Genomic DNA, 24,305 nt, shown 5'->3' on the forward strand with positions numbered 1-24,305 from the left:
CACATACTTGCCGTGTAAACCCGATTTCATCTGGGAACTGGCTTGCCTGCGATACCGGCGACTCGGTCTTTCCGTCAAACCGAGGTGATGCCATCGCAGGCAAGCCAGCGCCTACATTGATCGCGTTCTGCCTAATTCACCGGGGCGTTTTCGCCCTGGCTGCTGCGACGTTTGGGGGTTGGTTCCAAGGCTTGCTTGCGCTGCTGCAACGCTTCCAGCAAACCAAAGTCCTGCGCAAAGTCATCCACCTGGATCGCGTGATCGGCGTATTCCACATAGCGCGCCAGCAAGGTTTCTTCGTCGTCGCTGATCAGGTCCAGCGCCCGCGCCTTGACGCGCCAGGCGGTGAAGGCCGTGGTGGAGATCGGCAGCGCTTCGAGCAGGCCTTGCTTGACGGCGGGCTTGAGCCGGGCGTCGATCAGCTCGACTTGCGGCAACAAACGGAAGCCCAACTCGCCGTAGGCCAATTTGTCGATTTCCGGCCGCGGGATGTAGGAATTGGCCAGTAACCGGTCGCGGGTTTCGCCCGGTGTCTGCACCACATCGGCCACCTGCGCCAGCAACTGATCCGAGGGTTTGCGCATCGGGATGCCAAACGGGAATGTCAGGCCGCGCACCACGCTGGCCGCAACTTTGGAGGGGTAGTTATCGAGCACTTCGGCGAGGGCTTCATGGGCGCGCAGCAACGCATCCTGGGCCGCCCAGTGCACCAGCGGCAGGTCGGCCTGGGGCCGGCCGTCATCCTCGAAGCGCTTGAGCACGCAGGACAGGATGTACAACTGCGACAGAATATCGCCGAGGCGCCCGGTGATACTTTCCTTGCGCTTGAGCGCACCACCCAGCACGCCCATGGAAATATCCGAGATCAACGCCAGCACCACCGACAGCCGATTGGCCTGGCGATAGTAGGACGCCAGCGCCGGTTCGGTCTTGGCCGGGGCGGAAATCAGCCGCCCACCGGTCAGCGCATGCACCGCCGCGCGTACGGTGTTGGCCAGCACGAAACTCACATGGCCGAACATCGCGCGGTCGAAGTCTTCCAGCGCCTTGCGCCGGTCCGGGTTGCGCGCCGCTTCCATCTCGCGGAACACATAGGGATGGCAACGAATCAGGCCCTGGCCAAAGATGATCAGGCAGCGGGTCATGATGTTCGCGCCTTCCACCGTAATGGCGATGGGGCTTTGCTGGTAGGCGCGGGCCAGGAAGTTGTTGGGGCCCATGCAGATGCCCTTGCCGGCGACGATGTCCATGCCGTCATTGACGATGATTCGCGCACGCTCGGTGACGTGGTATTTGGCGATAGCCGAAATGACCGACGGTTTTTCACCGGCATCCAGGGACGCCACCGAGACCTTGCGCACCGCGTCGCACGCGTACAAATGCCCGGCCATGCGCGCCAACGGCGCCTGCACGCCTTCGAACTTGCCGATAGGCAGACCGAACTGCTTGCGCATCGCGGCATAGGCGCTGGTACCGCGCACGGCGACCTTGCCCAGGCCGACATTGGCCGATGGCAGGGAAATCGCGCGACCGGCGGCCAGGCATTCCATCAACATGCGCCAGCCGTTGCCGACCTGCTCGCGGCCGCCAATCACCCATTCCAGGGGAATAAAGACATCCTTGCCGGTGGTCGGGCCGTTCTGGAACACGGCGTTGAGTGGCCAGTGACGGCGACCACTGTTCACGCCGGGGTGCGAGGTGGGAATCAGTGCGCAGGTGATGCCCAGCGAACCTTTCGGGCCCAGCAACCCGTCCGGGTCTTCGGCGCGAAACGCCAGGCCCAGCACCGTGGCGATCGGGCCCAGGGTGATGTAGCGCTTGTCCCAGGTCACTTTGAAACCCAGCACCTCTTCGCCCGCGTGCATGCCTTTGCAGACAATGCCCAGGTCTGGAATTGCCCCGGCATCCGAACCGGCATACGGGCTGGTCAGGGCGAAACACGGGATGTCTTCGCCACGGGCCAGGCGTGGCAGGTAGTAATTGCGCTGGGCATCGGTGCCGTAATGCAGCAGCAACTCGGCCGGCCCCAGCGAGTTGGGCACCATCACCGAAATCGCCGCCGCCGAGCAGCGCGTCGACAGCTTCATCACCACCTGGGAGTGCGCGTAGTGGGAGAAGCCTTTGCCGCCGTACTGCTTGGGAATGATCATGCCGAGAAAGCCCGCCTCCTTGGTGTACTGCCAGGCTTCGGGGGACATGTCCTGCCAGACCTGGGTGGTTTCCCAGTCATTGGCGATGTCGCACAGGGTTTCCACCTCGTTGTCGAGAAAGGCTTGTTCTTCGGCGCTGAGGCTCGCTGGCGCGGCTTGCAGCAGGCGCTGCCAATCGGGCTTGCCGCTGAACAGCTCGGCGTCCCACCACACGGTGCCGGACTCGATAGCCGCACGCTCGGTGTCGGACATCGCCGGCATGATCGTGCGAAACAGGCCCAGGGCCTTGCTGGTCAACAGGGTGCGGCGCAGCGGTTTGAGGGTCAGCAGCAGCGCGGGCATAACCACCAGCACGGCTGCGACAATCGCGCCAAAAGCGGCCACTGCATTGAAAAGATAACCAGCCGCCAGCCACACCAGGCCAGCGCCCAGCCAATGGATGGCGGCGGCTTGTCGATACGCCAGGGCAATCGCTGCTGCGAAGCCCACCAATAACCAGATCACCATGGGGATACCTCTACTCGATTCAGGGCGCGGTTTACGTGCGCCAGGTCGGACTGACCTGCGGCGTAAAGCCACACTACAAACTTGGAAGGCCAAATTCAAATTTTGTTTTGAAATTTTTATTTAACAATTTGGCGAAAAAATAGCGGGCTGAGTAGGTCAGCCTGATCTGTTGAGTTGCTGGGCATCGGACCGGGTCGCGTGGGTGACCCGGTCGTTGCACTATCGGTGTGAAACCTGCGCAAAGATGCACTGACTGCGGGTTACACCGGCATGGCGTGACACAGGATCAAAAATTATAGGTGACCCCCAGACTCACGACATCGCCATAGGCATCGGCCTTGCCGTCCAGGGTTGCCCCCCCAAGACGATCCTGGTTATGGGTTTTCAACTTGGCTTTTTCCACGAACTGGTGGGAATAGGAACCGTCGATGGCCAGGCCTGGAATAGCCCTGATTTTGTAACCGAAGCCCAGCGAGGTGAAGATCCGGTCACCATCTGGAATACGCGGGTCGCGGGTAGAGTTACGGGTAGGCGTCTGGTCCGTCGCAACACCGGCGCGCAACGTGAAATCGTCGGTGAGCTTATAGTCGCCGCCGAGGGAGACCATCCAGACGTCCTTATAGTTGTAAGGGATGGCGACGATGGTCGAACCTTCAGACTTCAAGGTCAGGTTCTTGAATGAAGACCATTGGGTCCACAAGACACTGGCGCCGAGGGTAAAACGATCATTGAACTGGTGAACCCAATCGATCGCCGCGCTGGCAGGAACGTCCAATTGGGTCGTGGCTTTACCGTTCATCTGAAGGTTCAGACCTGGATACAAAATGCCCGGCAACCCCCCATCAATCAGGCCCTGTGAACCTGCGTCAGCGTAGATATTGTACTTACCTTCGAGTTTGTTCTTGATCTTGGCGTGGTAGTTCAAACCCAAGGTGTCTTGTGGGGTTGGCTTCCAGGCCAGGCCAGCAAACCAGCCTACCGAGGTATTGTCGACTTTGACGCGCATCAACGAATAGCCGATGCCCGCCGGGAATGGGATCGAATTGGGGGCAAGAGCGGCAGCGGCATACAAGTCAACGTTCTGGCTGACGAACCCTTTGGTGTGCTGAACAATGGCACCACCACCGATAGAAAATTCATCATTGACCTTGAACGATAGCGACCCCGTCAGACCGACGGTTTCGATACGCGTATCAACGGCGAAGTCCCGCCCCTTCCAGTCCTGATCCCAAGTTGTCCGCGCGCCCATGGGCACGACCTGGCTCAGGCCAAAAGCGAAGCGATCACCGATGGGCATAACCATAAACCCAGTCGGCACCCAGGCGGTAAAACCGCCTTGTCCGCCATCACCGGTGCGAGGAACGGAACTGAACTCAAAGGTATTTGGGTCAACGGTCGTGATGGAAGTTGGATTGCCCGCATAGTCTTTAGCGGTCCCCTTGTAGTGGATACTGATCCGGGCGTAGTCAATGTTGAACTGCGAGATATTGTGATCAATGAACGCCATCGCCGCCGGGTTGTTATAGGCGGATGACGGATCATCTTTAAACATCGAACCACCACCGAATGCGCGGCCCCAGCCTTCCGCCCCGAAAGTCGGAGTAGAGAACCCACCGGCTTGCGCACTCCCCGTCATAACCATCAGGCCGCCGATAACGGCCAGGCTCATTAACGTGCGTGCGTGTACTTTCTTATTATTCATGCCCGACTCCTTCTTATAGTTTTTAAGCACCGACATCGGTTTTTCCGACCCCGGTTTACCTCAACAAGTGCCTCTTGCGGGGCAATTGCTTACTCCAATTCATGGCCATCCCGTCCAGCACCAAGGGCATTTTTACGGAGAAACAGTAAACGCCGGAGTTGGTGACGCGCTGAGCCCGGTGATCGTGCAAGCACCCACGGTTTGAGGGCTCGGAATGCTCAGGGTGTTAGTAGTGTTTTTCCAGTTGACGTTGATGATCACCGGAGAACTGCTGCAGTCCGATATAATCTTTAATTTCAAGGCCCCAAGCGTTCCAGAGAACACATCTGGCCCGGGACCTGTCAGCGTCAAAAACCACGCAAAATTGCTCGCTACAGGAATTGCGCATATGGCGTTTGAACCGCTGAATACAGCGCTGGTAATCAATGCGGCTGCCCCACTATTTATCACTGAACCGCTCATGGTGAGGTTGCAAGTAACTGGCATATTGAAAGTAGCGGGCGACTTTACAGTCATTGAGCCCGTGGTCGTAAATGTGCTGCCGGCGGGGGCAATAGTGGCGGCATTAGCCATCGCCATGGGGCCGATACAAAGAGCAAATGAAGTTGCACAAACTAAGGCTCTCAAGCTTTTCATTGTTACGCCTCACAGGGGTTAGCGAATCAAGTCGCCTAGCGGTAGCGCCACTGATCAGATGAAATGTAAAAGCCCAATAAACTGCGTGCGGATGCGTACTCAACATTCATACTCCACTCCTTATTGTTGTATTCCACCAACAATGGTCTTGCGCTTCCAATCTACTTGAACAGGTGCCTCTTGCGAGGCACCTGTTTTTTACCGGGTGATCAACACGTCAGGCACTCAGCAGCGCTTATGGCGTGACGGTGAAGGCAGGGCTTGGAACCGCCGTCAATGCCGTGATTTTGCAAGAACCCACAGTCTGGGCACTTGGCACGCTCAGCGTGTTGGTGGAGTTTTTCCAGTTCACATTAATGGTCACCGGGGTGCTGGAGCAGTCGGAGAGGATCTTGAATCTTACGCCCGCCACCGTACCGGTGAAGGAGTCAGGACCACCACTGGCAACGTTCAGTGCCCATGGCAGGCCTTGAAGAACCGGTACCGAACACAGCGAATTGGAGCCGCTTACCGATGCACCAGTAATGGATGCACCGGAACCGTTGCCAGCCACGGTGCCGGTAAAGGTGATGTTGCAGGTGACCGGCAGGTTCAAGGACGCAGGTGATGTGACGGTGATCGAGCCGCTGGTACTGAATGCACTACCAGCAGGCGCAATGGTCGCCGCATTGGCCATCGAGGCTGCGCCAAAGCACATTGCAAAAGAAGTTGCACAAACGAGGGTTTTAAAGCTTTTCATTGTTTTTCCTCACATGTAATGGCGAGTCATTCGCCAGGGGGTAATGGCCATGAACGAGAGGTCACGTTGAAACTGCAGAACTTCCCTTTCCAGCCAAATTTCAATTCAATTACCGCAGCAAGTTATTCAACAACCTTGAAGTTCGGCGGCATCTTGATCGACACCGTCTTGATCTTGCAGTCTTCGCCAATCGGTACATTCGCCGCTTCCAACTTGCCGGTGGCGTTATCCCAGGTGCCATCGGCGGTGGAAGGGCCGCACTTTCCGCCCAGGCCGAAGGCGTGGACATCCACGCTGATCTTCGACATGGAGCCGCTTTTCGTGTCCTTGGCAACCAATATCCACGGCAAGTTGATCGCCTCGACCCGGCTGCACTTGAGGCCACCGTCGAACTCGACTTTATCGACATTGACCGAGGTGCCATCGGCCGCAACCTTGCCGGCGACCTTGATGGTGCAATCGGCGCTGATCAACGCCCCCTTGGAAAAACTGATGGGGCCTTGGGCCGTAAAGGCGCTGCCGGCCGGCTCGATGCGTGCGGCCTGGGCCTGGTGGTAGGCAATCAGGCCCAGCGCGGCCAACACGACATGGGCGGTGAACTTGGCAGGTGTTTGCATGGTGTACGTCCTTCCCTTTAATTATTTTTGTTCGGGTCAAACCACTTTCTCTGGGCGATAAAATCCTGCGCGGCATTCGCCCCGAGTACATGACTGGTGTGTTACTTCAGATTAGAACGGCTTGGCAGCGCCGCTGTATTTCTCCAGATACTTCAATCGCTGTGAGGGTTGAAGATTGGCCAGCGTAATATCCCCGGCGTAATGCTTGAGTACTCGATGATCCATGCGCCTGCGCCATAAGTACGGCACATAGGCCCAGACAATCATGCTCGCGTAACCATAGGGAAGTTGCGGCGACTCATCGAAATGTCGCAACGACTGATAACTACGCGTGGGGTTGGCGTGGTGATCGGAGTGCCGCTGAAGTTGGAACAGAAAGATATTGGTGACGATCCGGTTACTGTTCCAGGAGTGGCGCGGCGAACAGCGCTCATAACGCCCATTGGGCAACTTCTGGCGTTTAAGGCCGTAGTGTTCGACGTAATTGACCACTTCCAGCAACGAGAAGCCGTAGATGCCTTGGATCACCAGGAACGGAATCACCGCCACCCCCAGCCAGGCAATCATTGCGCCCCACAACACCACGCTGTACATCCAGGCGCTGAGCACACCGTTTTTCCAGTGCCAGGCCGGCAGGCCGAGTTTGCGCAGGCGCTCACGCTCCAGGTTCCAGGCCGAACGGGCACTGAACCACACCGAACGCGGCAGGAACGCCCAGAAACTCTCGCCCAGGCGCGAGCTGGCGGGGTCTTCCGGAGTGGCGACACGCACGTGATGCCCCCGGTTGTGTTCGGTGTAGAAGTGGCCGTAGAAGGTCGGCGCCAGGGTGACCTTGGCCAGGAACACTTCCAGCGCATTAGGCTTGTGCCCCAGCTCGTGGGCGGTGTTGATGGCGATGCCGGTGGCGGCACCGGTCGACATGGCCATGCCCAGGTAAGTGAATACGCTGGGCTCACCATGCAGTTGGGTACGCGCCGTGATGTAACTGGCGGCGTGTGACAGCCAGTTGGACGGTTCAAGACTGGCGGTTGCCTGCAACAGCCCGCCGTTGATGATCCAGTCGATACCCCCAGCGGCCAGCCAGCCGGTGATCACCACCGACGCGATCACGAACAGCACGCCGGTGTAGACGATCCAGCGGTAGTAACGTTGGGATTCAAGGTGGTTGACGGCGGATTCGGGCGGGTTGCTCACATCTTCGCCGAGCAGGCCGTCGATCAACGGAATCAGGCCGAAGATCACCAGTACGCCAACCCACCAGAGTTGCTGCACACCGGTGCCGATGGCCAGGGCACCGGACAGTAATGGCGTGGCCAGAGGCATAATGCCCAGCCACCACAGGTGACGCTTGCCGTCGGCCCACACACCTGGAGCTGCCAGAGCCTGATTCATGGCAACCTCCGAACGAGGCCGACAAGCAGGGAAAACAGGTTCACGGAGCGCTGAGTGCTCCGAGCAATCAACCATGCGATAAAAGACGTTTTTTTCATTTTTATTCGCTCTTAGGCATTTCAAAAATCATTTCAAAACAAACATTGAAATATTTTTTTAAATAAATAGCGCGGAATCGTTAGGTCGTCAACTATATTTTCGAGGCCTTTTTCATGTGACCGGGCAGTCTCTTTTCCAGCGCCACAGTCAGGTCTCTAGAGCAAGCATTTCGCACGATTCGACCCGCAACGAAGATCACGATTATTTGCGTACCAGGGCCAACGGCGCCTGCACGACCGCGCCGTTTGGCACCGGACGCGAGCGCTTGGCGACCTGCTGGACAGCCTCGACCAAGCGCGCAGCAGCCGTGATCGGCAGCATATGGCCGCGGCCCTCCACCAGTTGCAGCTTCAGGCCGGGCACCTTGTCCGCCAGGGCCTGGCCGTGCTTGCGAAAGTCCAGCACGTTGTCCCGCGCGCCATAGACCAGGGCGATGGGCAAGGTCAGTTGCGGGTAGCGGTTGACCATCTCCGGCAACGCATCGTTGACCAGGGCGATCTCACTGGAGGCGGCGTAGAAATTGTCGGGGCGCATGCCCAGCAAACCACCGCCACGGGTGGCGAAGTCTGGCGGAGGCGTATCAGGCGCGAACACGCCCTTGACCACCGAGCGCCGGGTCAACAGGCCCATGGGCACCGTCAGGGTGTGGGCCACCCAGCGACGCAACCAGGCCGGGCGCACCGCCAGCGACCAGAACACCACGGGCAAGGTGGGTTGGGGATGGGTCAGCGGGGCCACCAGCACCAGGCCTGACACCGCGTCGGGATGGTCGAGGGCCAGCGCCAGGGCAATCGCGCCTCCCAGGGAATGCCCCAGCACCAGGGGCCTTTCCAGACCGAGTGTGTTGATAAAGGCTGCGATTTGCCGCGCCTGGGCCGGCAGGTCGGCGGCCGTGCCTTTATGGCGGGTGGAATAGCCCGACCCGGGGCGGTCGAGGGTGATCACACGGAAGTGCTCGCGCAACTGGCCGGACAAGGCATAGGTCAAGTTGCGACTGCTGCCCATCAGCCCGTGAATCATCACCAGCGGCGGGCCCTTGCCCTCTTCCACATAATGAAAGCGCTCGCCATCCACCTCGACAAAGCGCCCCTCGATCGGCACGGCCGCTTCAATACGCCGTGTCATCCAGGCACTCACGCCCCATAACACCGCACTTGCGCCCGCCGCAGCGGCAATCCACTCCACAGCCATAGCTTGGTCCTCTGCATCCCTGCGGCTGGCGACACGACCGGAATTGATCAGGGCCTCAGCCATCGACCACACCCTGGACCTGAACCGCATGCATCCCCCGCGCGTCCGTCGGACAAATCGCAGGTAAGAGACAAGGCCCTGGCGTAAGCGCGATTTTCAGGTAGATTATTTAAAATCATTTTTAAAATAAATAATTCAATTTTTCTTTGCAATGGTGTTCTATCTAAAAGACAAAACAAAAACAGGAGCACATCCGATGCCCACCAAGGACAGCCTATGAATGCCCACAGTGACTCGATCGACATCGCCATCATCGGCTCGGGCTTTGCCGGCCTGTGCATGGCTATCAAGCTCAAGGAGTCGGGGTTCAACGACTTCTTCATCGCCGAGCAGGCCGACACCCTGGGCGGCACCTGGCGCGATAACCACTACCCGGGCTGCGCCTGCGACGTGCAGTCCCATGTGTATTCGTTTTCCTTCGCGCCCAACCCGCACTGGACGCGGCAATTCGCGCCGCAAGCGGAGATCCGCGCCTATCTGGAACACTGCGCCACGCATTTTGAACTGGCGCCGTACCTGTGTTTTGGCATGGGCTTGCAACGCGCGGTGTTCGATGAACCACGGCAACGCTGGCAATTGAGCTTCAGCAATGGCCGCCAGGTCAGCGCACGGGTGCTGGTATCGGGCATGGGCGGCCTGTCGCGCCCGGCGTTGCCGGACATTCCCGGGTTGGACAGCTTCAAGGGCAAGCGCTTCCACTCCCAACAGTGGGACCACGACTACTCCTTGAAGGGCAAACGCGTGGCAGTCATCGGCACTGGCGCCAGTGCCATTCAGTTTGTGCCGCAGATCGCGGCGCAGGTGGCCCACCTGGACCTGTTCCAGCGTACGCCGCCGTGGATCATGCCCAAGCCCGACCGCGCAATTTCGCCCTTCGAACGCTGGTTGTTCAAGCACCTGCCCTTCACCCAGCGCTTGGTGCGCGGCGCTTTTTACTGGGCGCTGGAAGGCCGTGTGGTGGGTTTTGCCCTGCACCCGCGACTGATGAAAATGGTGCAGAAAGTCGCCCTGCGCCACCTGCACAAACAGGTCGCGCGCCCTTCCCTGCGCAAAACCCTGACGCCGGACTACACCATCGGCTGCAAGCGCGTGCTGATCTCCAATGACTACTACCCGGCGTTGTCGCGCAGCAACGTCCAAGTGATCACGGACCGCGTGTTGCGCATCGAAGCCGACGGGGTGATCACCGCCGACGGCATCAAGCACCCGGCCGATTGCCTGATCTTCGGCACCGGTTTCCAGGCCAGCGATCCCCTGCCCCGCGACTGCATCATCGGGCGTGGCGGGGTGGACCTGATGGACACCTGGCGCGAGGGTGCGCATGCCTACAAGGGCACCACCGTGCCGGGTTACCCCAACCTGTTCCTGATCGTCGGGCCCAATACCGGCCTGGGGCATAACTCGATGATCCTGATGATCGAGGCGCAGGTGACTTACATCCTCGATGCACTTAAGCAGATGCAGCGCCATCGCATCGCCAGCGTCGAGGTCAAACCGGCAGTGGAACAGGCCTACAACCACCACCTGCAAGGCAAACTCAAACGCACCATCTGGAACACCGGCGGTTGCCAGAGCTGGTACCTCGACCCGCGCACCGGCAAGAACACCACCCTGTGGCCCGGCTCGACCTGGCGCTTCAAGCAGGTCACTCGGCAGTTTGCGCTCAAGGATTATGTGGCCAGCCAGGCGCCAAGCAATGCGCCTGCTCGTGGTGTCGCCGCCCCCCACTCCACCGCAGAAGGCAGCCTGTCATGAAATCATTCAACGGTCGCGTGGCAGCCATTACCGGCGCGGCATCCGGCATGGGGCGTGCTTTAGCCCTGGCATTGGCGCGAGAAGGTTGCCACCTGGCGCTGGCGGACAAAAATGCCCAAGGTCTGGAGCAAACCCTGGCCTTGATCAAGTCCTCGACCCTGTCGCCGGTCACCATCACCCTCCAGGTGCTGGATGTGTCCGAGCGCCAGGCCATGGAGGACTGGGCCGCGCGCTGCGTGGCAGATCACGGCCAGGTCAACCTGGTGTTCAACAATGCCGGGGTGGCGCTGTCGAGTACCGTGGAGGGCGTGGACTACGCCGACCTGGAATGGATCGTTGGCATCAATTTCTGGGGCGTGGTCCACGGCACCAAGGCATTCCTGCCGTATTTGAAGGCCAGCGGCGAGGGCCATGTGATCAACACGTCCAGCGTGTTCGGCCTGTTCGCGCAACCTGGCATGAGTGGCTACAACGCCACCAAATTCGCCGTGCGCGGCTTTACCGAAGCCTTACGCCAGGAGCTGGACTTGCAGCGCTGCGGCGTGTCGGCCACCTGTGTGCACCCGGGGGGCATTCGTACTGATATCTGCCGCAGCAGCCGTATCGACGCGAACATGACCGGTTTTCTGATCCACAGCGAGCAACAGGCCCGCGCCGACTTTGAAAAGCTGTTTATCACCGACGCCGACCAGGCCGCCAAGGTGATTCTGCAAGGCGTACGCAAAAACAAGCGCCGCGTGCTGATTGGCCGCGATGCGTATTTCCTCGACCTGCTCGCCCGTTGCCTGCCGGCGGCCTATCAAGCGCTGGTGGTATTGGCCAGCAAACGCATGGCGCCCAAACCGCGCACGCCGGTGTTTGAAACCAACGACGAGCCCCGCCTCTGAACAGGAGCACCGCTATGCTGCCTATCCGCCGCGACCTTCGTTTTACCCTGCCCGCCGGGCGCATCACCGATTGGCACGAACAAGGCCCGTTCATCACTCACTTCTTCAATGCCTTGTCGCTGCTGTTTCCCCAAGGCGAGCTGTTTTTCATGGACAGCGTGCGCCACTACCGCCAGCGCATCGACGACCCTGAGCTGAAGCGGCAGGTCCAGGGTTTTATCGGCCAGGAAGCCATGCACAGCCGCGAGCACGTGGCCTACAACGATCTGTTGCAGGACGCGGGCCTGCCGGCGCACACCCTGGACCGGCGCCTGAAATTCATACTCGACCTGCAGAAAAAACACTGCTCGCCCGCCTTCAACCTGGCGATCACCATTGCCCTTGAGCACTACACGGCGATGCTCGCGGAGATCCTGCTGAGTGACCCGTCCCGCTTGGGCAACTCACTCAAGGGCTACCAACAGATGTGGTACTGGCACGCGCTGGAAGAAACCGAGCACAAGGCCGTCGCGTTCGACGTGTGGAACCGCGTGATCAAGCCCGGGCCCAAACGCTACCTGCTGCGCACCGCGACCATGCTGACCACGACGGTGTTTTTCTGGCTGGTGGTGCTGGATTTCCACCTGCGCCTGCTGATCGCCGACCGCAAGTCGGGCGGCCACCTGAAAGGCTTCTGGCGCATGCTGAAATTTCTTTACGGGCCCAAGGGCGTGTTCCCACGCATGCTGCGGCCGTGGTTGCACTACTTCAAACCCGGTTTTCACCCCTGGGACCACGACAATCGCGCCCGCCTGGCCGCCATTGACGCCCTGGTCGAGGACATCGAACGGAGCCGACGCGGCTATGAGGCGACCTAGGCTTTAGCCAGGGCCGCGCGCTCGCGCACAAAACCCTGCAACTGATCGGCCGGCAGCGCCTTACTGAAATACCAGCCCTGGATAAACAACTCGGTGCCGGTATTCAGGAAGGCCAACTGCTCGGCGGTCTCCACACCTTCAACCACGACCCCCAGGTTCAGCGCCTCACAGAAGCGCAGCATGCCGGTGAGCACCTGGGCGCCTTTGGGGTCGTGCTGGGCCACCACGAAACTGCGATCGATCTTGATGAAGTCCACCGGGAACTGGTGCAGGTAACTCAAGGCCGAGAACCCGGTGCCAAAGTCGTCGATATAGACCTTGGCGCCGATCGCCTGCAGTTTCTGAATGGTCTGGCGCGTGACTTGAATATCGCTGACCAAGGCGTCTTCGGTGATCTCCACCGACACCTGGCCATGGGCCTGGGCGAGGATTTCCACGAGTCGCTCACCATAGGCGGCGTCGGTGAGGGTGGCGCTGGAAATATTGATCGTCATCGGCAGGGCAAAGCCGAGTTTTTGCCACCGCTGATATTGGCGCACCGCCTGGGACGCGACCCACACATCCACGTCCGGCATCAGGCGCGCCTGGGCCAGCCATTGTAAAAATTCCCACGGCGAATGCACGGTGCCCTCGGCATCGCGGGCGCGCATCAGCGCTTCGCAACCGGTACACAGACCGGTATGGGTCGACACTTGCGGCTGGAATTCGAGGTAGAACTCATAGTCGCTGATCTGTTGGATCCGGTCGATTTGCGTGGCGCGCCGCGCCTGCATCGTGTGGGACGCCAGCACCGGGTCCAGCTCAAGCAGCCGGCCTTTTTCTTCCAGGCCCCGGAAGGTCATGTCCAGCGACTTGAGGTACACCGTGCCGCCCTCGGCGGCCTGGCGGTGGATCGCGCGCACATACGGCGCGTACACCAGCGTCCCCAGGCCCAGCAGTATCAATTGCAACGCCACCGCCGCCAGATCGCCGTGGGTACTGAGGTAGGCATTGAGCAGCACCGGCGCGGTGAATGGCACGCTGACCACCGCCGGCGACACCCACCCCAACTGCACCACGTATAGCGCCACCAGCACATTCATCGCAGGCACCAACAGAAACGGGATGAACAGGCGCGGGTTAAGAATGATCGGCAAGCCAAACAACAGCACTTCGCTGACGTTGAACAACGACAGCGGCAAACTGGCCATCGCCAGCAGGCGCATGGATTGGCTCTTGGAGAACGCCAGGATCGCCAGCAACAGGCACAGCGCACCACCCGATCCACCGATAAAGGCAAAACTCCCCAGCAGGCCGTTGTTCAACACATAGTTGATCGGTTCGCCCGCCGCCATGGCGGCGCCGTTGAGCGCCACCGCCTGCTCCAGCACATCGAACAGCGGCTGCATGGCGTACACGCCGTGGATGCCGAAGAACCACAGCAGCGAGTTCATCAGGGTGACAAACAACCCGCTGCCGTAGGGCGATTCCAACGCATCGAGCACCTGAGGGCCCTGCAACTGGGCCACATAGGGCACCTGCAACAACAATGACAGCACCACCACCAGGGTCAGGGCGGTGATGGCCCCCGGCACCACCATATTGATCGCGCCCCTCAAGTTGTGCGCCACGAAGTCTTCGTTGACCAGGCGCGTCCAGCGATAACGGTGCAGCCAGGCCATGGCCGGTACATTCAGCAGCGGCGAAGCGATGGCGATGAACAGCAGGAACGTGGCCGAGGCCCTGGGGTATTCGCGCAGGATAAAGGTCGCCACCACCACCTGGGCCAGGCACAGGAACGCCACCGGCAACTGCGGCAGCCGATGTTGGATCGCCAGCATATAACCAATGGAAGCCGCCACCAGCAGCGGGATCACCGAGCTGATCTGGTCGTGCAACCCCGCCAGAAAGGCCACCACCGGCGGTTCGAAACCCAGCACCCGGGCGCATTCGGACAGAATCAGAAAGCTCGCCGATACCAGCAGGCACGGCAGGATCCACAGCAGCCCTTCGCGGATGGCACGTAAGGAGTCGGTGCTGGCCAAGGCCGCCAGACGTTGGGTGAAGAAAAGTTTGAACAGCCTATTCGCCATGCCCCATCCCTCTGTCCATCGCACTCTGGTCCTGGAAGACAGGGCCGGAAACACGGGACAACGCTACACGTCCTGATAGCGGGAGCGAAAGTCTTTTGCCATGCCCCTGAGCGAATGTTCAGCGACCGATCACAGGCAAATCGTGGTTTCTTGCCCATCGTGGATGGTTCTGAGTTGAGCCGCCGTCGGGACCTGCTTCACTGAGCAGTGCGGGCGAGATGATCATCGCCATAGCGCACTGGACCTCGCTCTGGTATTGAGCGCCTATCTGCTAGTGTTATGGCTCACGCCGCTCGGCACAGGCCCGGAACCCTGGCCTGGCCCCTTCTCTATCTGGAGCATGCCCTTGTCACTACCCGGCGATAACCACCAGCTCGCGCTGGACCGATTCCTCGACGAACATCCCGACGTCGCCGTCGAGCTCAATACCCTCAATCCGCTGGCCGCCCAGGCCAAGGGCGAGACCCTGGCGCAGTACCGCGCCGAACGACTGCACGAAGCCTTCGAGGCTGAAGCCGAACGCCAGGGCCTGTTCGCCTGGGAGTTGACCCTCAAGCTGACAGCGGACTCCGCCGAAACCTTCGAGACCCAGCGCCTGGAAGTGCACAAGGAAGTCGCGCAGATGGCCGGCCTCAGTTGGAGCGAATACTGCCAACTGCACGACTTGGCCGGGTGACCCTTGCACTAAATGAACCAGTGGCGTCGAGGCCCCATCAGTGCTTCGCGCAACTCGGCCGGCGCGATGGTTCGACGCTCAGGGTCCACCGCCAACGCTGAATGCAGCGCGGGCCAGCACCACCGAGGTAATTGACGCGGCCTGGGCAACGGCTTATCGAGCGAGTGCTCGCCGGGCCGTCGCCCATGGGCCAGTTCATAGAGCACGCAGGCGGCGCCGTATACGTCGGCGCGGGCTGACGGGCAGCCACCCGCCATCAGCTCCGGTGCCGCATACGCGGGTGTCCAGGCGTTCAAACGGCTGCGGCTCAAGCCCGGCAAGCCGGCGGCCTGTTGTGTCTCGGCATGGCCCAGGCCGAAATCAAACAAGCGCACCCCCTGCTCGTCCACCATGATATTGGCCGGCTTCACATCGCCGTGCAGCACGCCTTGCTGGTGAGCACAGGCCAACGCGTCCAGCAATTGCAGGGCGATGGGTTGCAGCTCTCGCCAGGGCAAACCCTGCGGGCATTCCAGCAGCAGTCGGTCCAGGGTCATGCCCTGCAGCAGCTCCATCGTGAAAAAAGCCAGTTGGCGCGCCGTGTCGACCTCAAAGGCAAACGTGCGCACCACATGGTCATGCCGCACACTTCGGGTCAGGGCGAACTCGCTGTACAGCAACACATGACCGTCGGGAGACTCACACAGCGTTTCGCCCAACAGTTTCAGCGCCACCCGCGCGTTGGGTTCGCCGAACGCCTCATGCAGCAGGTCTCGAGCGCGATAGACCACCCCCATGCCGCCCGCTCCCAGCAGCCGCTCAAGCTGGTAGCGCCCCGCAAGCAGGTCCGGTGGGCCGGCTATCGCGCTCACGGCTGAACCACCACCGCCGTCAAGTCGTCCCGCGCCGGCCCTCGTAACACCTCGCCAAACAACCGATCCAACACCTGCCGAGGTGTTCCCACGCTCAAGGCGCTCCCCAAGGCGCCATGGCTGAGCCCCTGATACAAACCATCACTGCACAGCAGAAACACATCCCCAGGCTGCAGCGAGAGTTCCAGCACCTCCAGGCTCAGCGGCTGCCGGCCGCCAATGGCGCGGGTCAGGGCCCTGGCGTCCGGATGAGCCTGGGCTTGCTCCCGGCTCAACCGCTGTTTGTCCATGAGGTGCTGCAGCAGGGAATGGTCGCGCGACAATTGGTACAGGCGCTGGTCACGCCACAGGTAGCAACGGCTATCCCCCACCCAGACACAGGCCGCGCGGCTCCCCTCCAGCAACAGTGCGACAACGGTGCTGCCCATGATGCCGTCGGGGTGTTTGAGCGTTTGTCCCAGCCGCTGGTCAAGCCATCGCAGGCAACGCCGCACAGCCTCGACCCGCTCATCAAAGCTGCCCTGGGCCGGCAACGACGCCAGGCTGTTGACCACCCACTGGCTGGCCACATCGCCAGCCCGATGCCCGCCCATACCGTCGGCGACCGCCCAGCAGCCACGCTGCGGGCAATCGAGGAACGCGTCCTCGTTGCGCGCACGCATCTTGCCCCGCACCGTGCGCCCCGCGCTGCGCAAATCCTCAGGCCACAGGTTCACAGCTGTTCCGGCAGGCGGAAGGTGCGCCAGGCGGCCATCTGAAACGGGTCGGGGTTGCGTTGGCTGGTGAGCAGGAAGTTGGCGCGTAAACCGCCAAGGTCGGCCTTGAGCAACTGCGCACGCCTGCCGCTCGCGGGTTCACTTTGCATCAGGTCGAAGAAGCGGAACAACGACCAGGGCCCGCTGTTTTTCTCAATCCCCAGCGGCCGCTCCGCGCCACGCTCCAGCACCAGGCTGCTACGCCCATCGTCCGCCTCGCTCGGCCACTGGAACAGCATGGGCACAATCGGGCCATGACGGTACTCGAGCTGTTGATCGCCAATACGCAGGATCGCGCGACTGACCGCCTGATCCAGGCTATAGGGGGCCAGCGTAAAGCGAACCGCCCACTCGCCCTGCTCGTCATTGAAAAAACCTTGGCGAATCATTCGGGCTTTCGCCAACTGGTCCAGCAGTGAGCGCGACAACGGCAAGCTGCGGCCATCCCGGGCGCGCAGACGATAGCGGCTGCCCTCGGCAATCACGAAAGAACGCAGATAGCTCTCATAAAAGCGTGCCAGGCTTCCGCGCGGGTTGAAAAATGCCTGGAAGTCGCCAAGGGCCACATCACCGCCGGCATGAGCGTTGAATGGATACCGGCGCTGGATAGCCCTGGCGTAAAAGCCATGGATCTCACTTTGGTAACGCTGATTGATATGGACATAGGCATCGTCGAGCAGCAGCCGCCAGCTGTCGTCGGCTATGCCTTCGAGCCAGCCCTTGAACGGCAATGGCAGGCGCGCGGCGGCATCACGCACGTTGTCCAGCAGATGCTGCTGCCCGTCCATGCGTTGCCTGGCCATCTTGAACGCCGCTAGCTCTGGCGCGCCCTCACGGTTCAGGGCCGCCAGCTGCAAGTGCCAGTCATCCAGCAGGCGCAACGCCTGTGTGAGTTCGGCGCTCGGGTTCTGCGCGGAATCCAGCAATTGGTGCAAGGGTTCGAAACGACGCTGCAGCGCACGTCGAGCAGAATCCGGCACCGCCCGCGCCTGCAGGTGGTCCGCCAGTGCGCCGACCTGCGGGATCGCGGCCTCAAGAGGATCGCTGAGCACCAGCAAGCGGGTGTTCTCCCGAACCTGTTGCAACAGCTGCACCCACGGCGATTGCGCGGACGTCAGGCTTGCAAGCCTGTCGGCATGCTGCCTGAGGCTGTCGCTTTCCAGCAGGCGCACCTGGCCGATGGCCTGGCTCCAGGCATCGGCGTATTCGCTGAAGTAGCGTCGCTCCAGCTCCAGCATCAATTGGCGCAGGTGCATGACGCCGAGATCGGCCGCCTCCCCGAGCACCCAGTTATCCTGGGCGATCGCATTGACCAGCCGTGGGCCCTGGGTCTCGAAATACTGCACATAGCGTTTGGTGTAGAAGCCGGGTATGGCTGGCTCATCCGCCGCGCCCCCCCTGCCCCTGCGCCAGGCGAAGGGGCTCCAGATGGCGGGCCTGTTCACGCAGTACCCGGTAGACCACCTCGGCCAGCGATTCACCACGCAGTTCCTGGCGGGCCTGGGCCGCCAGCTCAGTGTTCAGGGGCGCCACGAAAGGTTGCTCGAGCAGCCGCGACAGGTGTTCGTTCAAACGCGTCTGCACCGAAGCATCGCCGGCATAACGCACGGACCACTGTGCGGCGATACGCTGCGCCAGCCAGGCACTGTCGCGACGCTCGCGCAGGTTGAGCATCAGGTACGCACGCAGGGTATCGAGCAATGCTTCGCGATCACCGAGACTGGCCCGTACCTGTTCCTCCAGGAGCGTGGCCACCAGGGGCAGCAACTGCCGGTGCAGCGCATCTTCGTAGGCACGTACCAGCAACGGGCGGCTGACTTCACCCTGATACAAGCCGGCCCGCTCGACCACACGAGCATCCTCCAGCGCGGGAAACACCCGCGTCGCGGCCAGATAACTGTCCAGCAGTGGCAGCAATGCCAGGGTATCGTCCGTGCCACCTTGGGCCGGTGGCTGTGGCTCGAGCAACTGCGCCAGCTGCGTCAAGCGCTGATGATTCACTGAATAACTGTGCGCCCAGAGCACGCCTGCGCCGACGACAAGCAAGGACACGGCAAGCACCAGCAGCCCCCGGCGTCGACGCAGGCGCTGTTGTTCCGGCCTATGCAGCCCGGCAAGACCGGCCTCGGCAAAAATCACCCGCTTGAACAGGCCCTGGACAAAGTGCGAGCGCCTGTCGCCAGCGTGCGCGCCTGTCAGGTAAAAGCCACGCAGCCCATTGATCCGCTGGAAGCGGTGGGCGGAGAAGGCCGACTCCACGAACAGGCACAAACGTTCGCCGACGCGTGCAACCTGCCCAGGCAGTTCAAGCATCTGGCCACGGCGCTCGACCGCGCGCTCCTGATGCAAACGCGGGATCAACTCTGCGCCCAGGCGTCGTAGCAGGGCCTCGAACGCATCACGCACCTGGGTCAGGTCGGCGCCAGCCGTGCCAACAGCGACCGGCGCTCCCCATACGCTGTCGGCACTGTCGCCCTGGGCCGCATCAAAAAATTCGGCAAAGCCCGGCAACCGGTCCGCATGGGTCAACACCAGATAAACCGGCACATCCACATGCAGCGACTGCTGGATGTCCTGCAAGCGTGAGTGCACGTGGCGCGCCTGCAGATCCAAGTCGTGCTCGTTGCTGCCCAGCAGGGTGTCCAGCGCCAACGTCACCACCACGCCATTGAGCGGGCGCGCCCTGTTCCTTGTCTTGAGCAAGCCCAGGAACGTCGACCACCCTGCCCCGTCCACCGACCGGTCAGGCTGTGCCAGATAACGCCCGGCACTCTCGATCACGATCGCCTTGTCGGCAAAATACCAGTCAAAGTACGCGGTGGCGCCCGACGGCATTGCGTCGCCACGACCCAGAGGGAACGGCGTGCCGCTGCTGGCCAGCAAGCGGGTCTTGCCACTGCCCGCCTGACCGATCACCAGGTACCAGGGCAAATCGTTGCGCCAACGCTCGCCATGCTCACCAAAGTGGCGCGAGGTTTTCAGCGTGTGCAAGGCTTCCTTGAAGCGTCCGCGCACCTGCCTTCGCTCATCGTCGATCAGCCCCTGGCGCTGATAGCGCTCCTGGTGTTCAGCCCTGTTAAGCCGCGCGGTACGGCGCCCGCCCACCACGACCATCGCCAGTCCCCACAGCAGAAACAAGCAACTGATGGTCAACAGGCGCGCCGTCGAACCTTGCCAGAACCGCCGGTCATCCACCGCCAGCAATGGCCCGATAAACCACACCAGCAGCGCACTGGACAGCACCAGCAACAGGCTCCAGACCCAAATCCTGCGCAGCAGCGTGCCCGCGCTCTTGAAGAATGCGTTCATTCATTGCTCCCAGCGTTACAAAGGCGTCCGCATCTGTTCCGGCGCCAACGGTTGAAAAGGTTGCAGAACCGACAGGCGTTCATTGCCCAGGACCCAGGCAAACCCTGCGTACATCGCCAACACACAGGCGAGGGCGGCGGCGACCAACGCAGTGGCCGAGACCCTGTGCGGTCGCGTGCCAGGCGGCGGTCCGGCCCCATCGTGTACCAGCATGGGCAGACGATCACCGCGTACATGCTGGATCTGCCGGCACAAGGCGTCGCGTATCGTCTCCAGCTGCGCCCCTCCGCGCTCCATCACGCGGTATTTGCCTTCGAACCCCAGCGACAGGCACAGGTACATCAACTCCAGCATGGCCAGATGCTTGACCGGGTCGCGAGACAGGCGCTCCAACAGCTGGAAAAACTTCTCGCCGCCGAAGGTTTCGTTGTGAAAGCGGCTCAGCAGGCTGGTCGTCGACCAGTCGCTGCAGTTACCCCACGGCGTGGTGACCACCGCTTCGTCAAGCACGCTGCACAACACATAGCGCGCAGACATCACCTGACTATGCTCTGCGCCCTGGTGCAACGCGCGCGCCTCAAACGCGGTAATCCCCGCCGATAACCGCTCGTTGAGTGTCTCCAGGTGTTCCCGGCCGGAACGGCCCTTGAGGTGGGCAACGTGCGACAACAGCTCCCAGGCCGCGGCGACCAGCACGTTGGGCCCCAGATTGAAGTGCTGCGTCCCTTGCAGGCCGGCGGTGTAGATCATCCGGTCTTCCAGTTGCTCGAAGCGCGGTGGCGACGGGTTATCCGTCACCGCCCCCTGCGCCGGACCGTGCCCGTCGCGGTCGAGCAGAACGGTTTTTTCGTCCTGCGGGTATTCACTGTCCATAGTCATGGTGTTCAGTTCCTGATGGCCCAGAAGTTGAGTTCGAGCGCGGCAAACTCGCCGCTGGCGTGGAAGGCAAAACCACCCGACTGTTCCAGCTGCGTGATGTCACGGGCACTGAGTTCGAGCATGAAATAGGTCTTGTCGGCATGAAACGGTATCTGCCTCGGCGCCACCGGCAGTGGCTTGACCTTGATGCCGGCCAGGTGCAGGTTGACCAGCTCGCGGATGCGTTCCACCGGGCCGATCTTGAGGTGCGCCGGCAAACGATGGCGCAGTTCTTCCGAATCGCACTGGGCGGTTGCCGCCAGGATGAACGTAGCCGTGCTCAGCAATTTGAGATCACTCACCGGGCAGACCAACACGCCGTACTGGCGCTGTTGCAACGTGAGCTCGATGGCATGTTGCTCCAGCACCAACGACAGCACGCTACGGATGCCCTCCATCAGCCCGCGAAAGCTCGCGCCCTGATCGGCATGCCGGTAATGACCTTCCACCTGCGCGCGCTTGTTGTCGGTGGCGAACGTCGAGAGTTCGCCCAGCATCGACAGCAACGCTCGATACACCGCCTCCGGAGGAACCTGGGCCTGGCTCAGGTAGTGGCGCAGGACCAACTCGGTTCGGTTGATCAATTGCAGCATGAGGAAATCGCCCAACTGCGCCCCAGCCGCTCCACCATGACCCTGGATGCGCAAGGCAATCGCATCGCCCCGGGTGGCCAGCAGGCTGATCACTTCCTTGACGCAAGACGACAGGTATCCGGAGCCCTGGACATACATGAACGTCGGCACGAAGTCCGCATCCAGCCGTACACCACCTTCGCGGGTCGACTCCAGCACATGCGCGAGCTGCAGCTTCACATGCTGCGAGTCACTGGGTTGCTCGCCCAACAGCAGGCGTAGATCAGGGCGCGCGCAGTTGATCTGGCAGCGGGAGTCGACGCCGGCGTTGGAGTCGCCGATCTCTGTTTCGCAGCTGACGTAGCGCGCCAGCACATCGCTTTGCTCTTGCTTGCGTACTTCAATCTGATTGCCGATCGCCAGCGGCAGCGCCAGGTACACGGCGTGCCCGCCGGCGTTGGCAGGCACCTGCAGCACCAGGGGCTGCATCGCGCTGTTCAGTTCGAACAGGCTGCCATCGGGAAATACGCCACTGGCCTGGTTGACGACCACCTTGCCCATATTGAGGTACTGCACATCGACATCCAGGGTCAGGAACCCCCAGCCATCACTGCCAAGCAAGCGGGTACGGTTGAGCTGCTGATGGTAGTAGCGATCGTTATGCTGCAAGTGTTGGGGCCGCAACAGCATCCCTTCCTGCCAGACGACTTTATGAACCGGCATCTGAATCCTCCAACCTGCGCGCTTGAGGGCCGACGAGGCGTATACCCGACTCATCAAGCATCAGCTCGACACGGGTGAGTTGCTCCTGGGCCAGGGGAAGCACGAGCCGCCACTGCACCTGGGGCAGGTCCCGATAGGCCGCCAGGACGCCGACATAACGGCTCTGCGGTTCGACACTGAGCTTGAGCGCCAATTGTTGACCGGGGCGCAGCTCCAACTCCTCGCTGTTGACCCAATCCTTGGGCAGTGACTGCTCGGCCCGACCATAGAGGCTGAAGAAGTCGGCATTTTCGAATGCCACCGGGTGCCGCAACTCGATCAGCCGCACCACCACCGGCGAAGGACGACCATGACGGTCAGGGTTGACCGCGTCGCTGGCGGTCAATGTGAGGTCCAGCTTGGTCAAGGTTGAAAGCGGAGAAACGCTGCCGCACCCGGCCAACAGGCCCAGCGCGCCAAGCATTGCTATAGCGATGGCTCGATACATGACATTCATCCCGGGTAAGCCGCATGCAGGGTGGAGACCAGGCGTACCTGCTCGTCGTAGGCCTTGGAAAAATCATTGCGCAACAGCTGCTCGCCCAACGGTTGCTCATCCAGCAGGCGTTGGTAGTGGCGCTGGTAAGCCCGCCAATGAGCGCCGTCAGTGGGGAACCTGGGGGGGTTGTCCAGGCGCTCGAAGCACAGCAGCAAATGCGCCGGAGCAAACGCCGCCAGCGCGCCGCGTACGGCGGCGCGGCAGGCCACGACCAAGGCCAGTTGGTGAACGTGTATTTCCCGGTAGGCCTGGGCGACCGACTGCTCGGCAGACTGGCCCCGCTCGCTGGCATCCAGCAGCGCAGCCAGGGCGGCCTGGGTATCGGCGCACTCTGACAGTGGGGTGTGACGTTTGGGCACGGTCCAGCCCTGGATCAATTCGCTGTTCAGTTCATCGCGGGTCAGCAGACTCTGCCGCAACCCTTCGACGGTTTGCCTGAACAAGCCCGCTACCTTGATCGCCAGGGCCTCGCGCTCGAATGTGTCCAGAGCCTCCAGGGGCATGCCCAGTGCTTCGCCGAACCGCGCCCAGAATGCTTCGGGATCCGCCGCCGTAACCGGCGTGGGTGGAGCGGGTGCGTCGTCGCCGGCGGGCTCGCGCCATCTCGGCACGATCAGGTGCTCGCGCTCCACCGCACCGTGGGAAACCGCACCGGCCGCCTCGACGACGGCGTTCAATGCTGTGAGGTCCTCGCAGGACTCTTCGCACTGCTGTGCATGATCCAGTGCGTATACGGGGTCCAGCCCCAGGAAGGCATCGTCGGGGATCATGCCGCGGTCGACAATCACTCGCTGACCTGGCTGCAGCCCGCGCTCCACCAGGCGTGCACGAATATCCACCGGCCCCATTTGGTAGACGTCACCCTCGTTGATCAGGTAGGCCTGCCCCTTGCGCAAACGCTGCGTACTGCCCGACACGCCAATACCATTGCTACTGATATCGGTAAGAAAATAGCGACCTTCCCGGTAACTGACCAAGGCATGGTGACTGGAGAGCAAGCGACTGGCATCGGGGATAATCCAGTCACAACCGGTACCACGACCGACCACGCCGCCGACTTCTTCGAACACCTTGCGCGCCGGCGCCCCGTCGCTGCCGCTATCGCACACCTCAAACACTAACTGCATGCAGGACTTCCCCTGTTCAATGGCCACGACGGGGTGCCTGGGGGTCACCCAGCGGACGGTAGTCGGCGTCGTCAAAAATGTAGTTGGCGTTGCAACCACCCAGTAAACACAGGACAAGCGCCAAGGCTTGCCACGGACGAAGAGGCATCAGGTATCTCCAAGGAAAGTTAGG

Annotated in this window: 19 protein-coding genes and 1 pseudogene; 4 read left to right on the forward strand and 16 right to left on the reverse strand. The window is 61.4% G+C overall.

Going from position 1 to position 24,305, the window contains the following annotated elements:
* Positions 1-131 precede the first annotated feature (131 nt).
* The 7 genes from AB4O05_RS20030 to AB4O05_RS20060 form a co-directional block, all read right to left on the reverse strand.
* Positions 132-2,657 (reverse strand): acyl-CoA dehydrogenase, encoded by a 2,526-nt coding sequence (locus AB4O05_RS20030; RefSeq protein WP_460135747.1) that lies wholly within the window; start codon positions 2,655-2,657, stop codon positions 132-134.
* 286 nt (positions 2,658-2,943) lie between these two features.
* On the reverse strand, positions 2,944-4,359 hold the full coding sequence (locus tag AB4O05_RS20035; protein WP_460135746.1) for an outer membrane protein transport protein: 1,416 nt from the start codon (positions 4,357-4,359) through the stop codon (positions 2,944-2,946).
* Between the two features lie 132 nt (positions 4,360-4,491).
* Positions 4,492-4,995: an alkane oxidation protein activator PraB gene (gene praB, locus AB4O05_RS20040; protein WP_460164787.1), complete on the reverse strand. Its 504-nt coding sequence runs from the start codon at positions 4,993-4,995 to the stop codon at positions 4,492-4,494.
* Positions 4,996-5,230: 235 nt separating this feature from the next.
* On the reverse strand, positions 5,231-5,734 hold the full coding sequence (praB, locus tag AB4O05_RS20045; RefSeq protein ID WP_460135745.1) for an alkane oxidation protein activator PraB: 504 nt from the start codon (positions 5,732-5,734) through the stop codon (positions 5,231-5,233).
* A 122-nt stretch (positions 5,735-5,856) separates the two neighbouring features.
* Positions 5,857-6,351: an alkane oxidation protein activator PraA gene (gene praA, locus AB4O05_RS20050; protein WP_460135744.1), complete on the reverse strand. Its 495-nt coding sequence runs from the start codon at positions 6,349-6,351 to the stop codon at positions 5,857-5,859.
* Between the two features lie 111 nt (positions 6,352-6,462).
* Positions 6,463-7,743, reverse strand: a complete 1,281-nt coding sequence (locus tag AB4O05_RS20055) for an alkane 1-monooxygenase (protein WP_460135742.1) — start codon at positions 7,741-7,743, stop codon at positions 6,463-6,465.
* 300 nt (positions 7,744-8,043) lie between these two features.
* Positions 8,044-9,096: an alpha/beta fold hydrolase gene (locus tag AB4O05_RS20060; RefSeq protein ID WP_460164788.1), complete on the reverse strand. Its 1,053-nt coding sequence runs from the start codon at positions 9,094-9,096 to the stop codon at positions 8,044-8,046.
* 213 nt (positions 9,097-9,309) lie between these two features.
* Here AB4O05_RS20060 and AB4O05_RS20065 point away from each other — a divergent pair, with 213 nt between their 5' ends.
* Genes AB4O05_RS20065 through AB4O05_RS20075 form a run of 3 tightly spaced genes read left to right on the forward strand, consistent with a single transcriptional unit; the run spans position 9,310 to position 12,592 of the window.
* Positions 9,310-10,848 carry a flavin-containing monooxygenase gene (locus tag AB4O05_RS20065; protein WP_460135740.1) on the forward strand — a complete coding sequence of 513 codons (1,539 nt, stop codon included), beginning with the start codon at positions 9,310-9,312 and terminating at the stop codon, positions 10,846-10,848.
* Positions 10,845-11,735 (forward strand): SDR family NAD(P)-dependent oxidoreductase, encoded by an 891-nt coding sequence (locus tag AB4O05_RS20070; RefSeq protein ID WP_460135738.1) that lies wholly within the window; start codon positions 10,845-10,847, stop codon positions 11,733-11,735. The genes AB4O05_RS20065 and AB4O05_RS20070 overlap by 4 nt, the downstream gene beginning before the upstream one ends.
* 14 nt (positions 11,736-11,749) lie before the next feature.
* Positions 11,750-12,592 carry a metal-dependent hydrolase gene (locus tag AB4O05_RS20075; protein WP_460135737.1) on the forward strand — a complete coding sequence of 281 codons (843 nt, stop codon included), beginning with the start codon at positions 11,750-11,752 and terminating at the stop codon, positions 12,590-12,592.
* Here AB4O05_RS20075 and AB4O05_RS20080 read toward each other — a convergent pair.
* A complete protein-coding gene (locus tag AB4O05_RS20080) occupies positions 12,589-14,664 on the reverse strand; it encodes a PTS sugar transporter subunit IIC/EAL domain-containing protein (protein WP_460135735.1) in 2,076 nt (691 codons plus the stop codon). The two genes, AB4O05_RS20075 and AB4O05_RS20080, sit on opposite strands and share 4 nt — an antisense overlap.
* 346 nt (positions 14,665-15,010) lie before the next feature.
* Between AB4O05_RS20080 and AB4O05_RS20085 the strand changes: the two genes are divergently transcribed.
* Positions 15,011-15,340, forward strand: coding sequence for a DUF6388 family protein (locus AB4O05_RS20085; protein WP_460135734.1), 330 nt, complete (start codon positions 15,011-15,013; stop codon positions 15,338-15,340).
* 8 nt (positions 15,341-15,348) lie between these two features.
* On the opposite strand, the gene AB4O05_RS20090 is transcribed toward AB4O05_RS20085, so the two are convergent.
* The 8 genes and pseudogenes from AB4O05_RS20090 to AB4O05_RS20125 all read right to left on the reverse strand — a co-directional run bounded on the left by AB4O05_RS20090 (position 15,349) and on the right by AB4O05_RS20125 (position 24,281).
* The gene (locus tag AB4O05_RS20090; RefSeq protein ID WP_460135733.1) at positions 15,349-16,191 is read right to left on the reverse strand and encodes a serine/threonine-protein kinase; all 843 of its coding nucleotides are present in this window, start codon (positions 16,189-16,191) and stop codon (positions 15,349-15,351) included.
* Positions 16,188-16,853: a PP2C family protein-serine/threonine phosphatase gene (locus AB4O05_RS20095; RefSeq protein WP_460137535.1), complete on the reverse strand. Its 666-nt coding sequence runs from the start codon at positions 16,851-16,853 to the stop codon at positions 16,188-16,190. Before AB4O05_RS20095 ends, AB4O05_RS20090 begins: the two co-directional genes overlap by 4 nt.
* A 50-nt stretch (positions 16,854-16,903) precedes the next feature.
* Positions 16,904-20,255, reverse strand: a pseudogene (gene tssM / locus AB4O05_RS20100) (type VI secretion system membrane subunit TssM).
* 15 nt (positions 20,256-20,270) lie between these two features.
* Positions 20,271-21,134, reverse strand: coding sequence for a type IVB secretion system protein IcmH/DotU (gene icmH / locus AB4O05_RS20105; protein ID WP_460135731.1), 864 nt, complete (start codon positions 21,132-21,134; stop codon positions 20,271-20,273).
* A gap of 5 nt (positions 21,135-21,139) precedes the next feature.
* Entirely contained in the window at positions 21,140-22,468 is a 1,329-nt protein-coding gene (gene tssK / locus AB4O05_RS20110; RefSeq protein WP_460135730.1) for a type VI secretion system baseplate subunit TssK, read from the reverse strand.
* Positions 22,455-22,955 carry a type VI secretion system lipoprotein TssJ gene (gene tssJ / locus AB4O05_RS20115; RefSeq protein WP_460135729.1) on the reverse strand — a complete coding sequence of 167 codons (501 nt, stop codon included), beginning with the start codon at positions 22,953-22,955 and terminating at the stop codon, positions 22,455-22,457. The genes tssK and tssJ overlap by 14 nt, the downstream gene beginning before the upstream one ends.
* 5 nt (positions 22,956-22,960) lie before the next feature.
* On the reverse strand, positions 22,961-24,133 hold the full coding sequence (gene tagH / locus AB4O05_RS20120) for a type VI secretion system-associated FHA domain protein TagH (protein ID WP_460135728.1): 1,173 nt from the start codon (positions 24,131-24,133) through the stop codon (positions 22,961-22,963).
* A 16-nt stretch (positions 24,134-24,149) separates the two neighbouring features.
* Positions 24,150-24,281 carry a type VI secretion protein gene (locus AB4O05_RS20125; protein WP_460135727.1) on the reverse strand — a complete coding sequence of 44 codons (132 nt, stop codon included), beginning with the start codon at positions 24,279-24,281 and terminating at the stop codon, positions 24,150-24,152.
* Between the last annotated feature and the right edge of the window lie 24 nt (positions 24,282-24,305).

This window comes from Pseudomonas sp. S1_G07, from assembly GCF_054668565.1.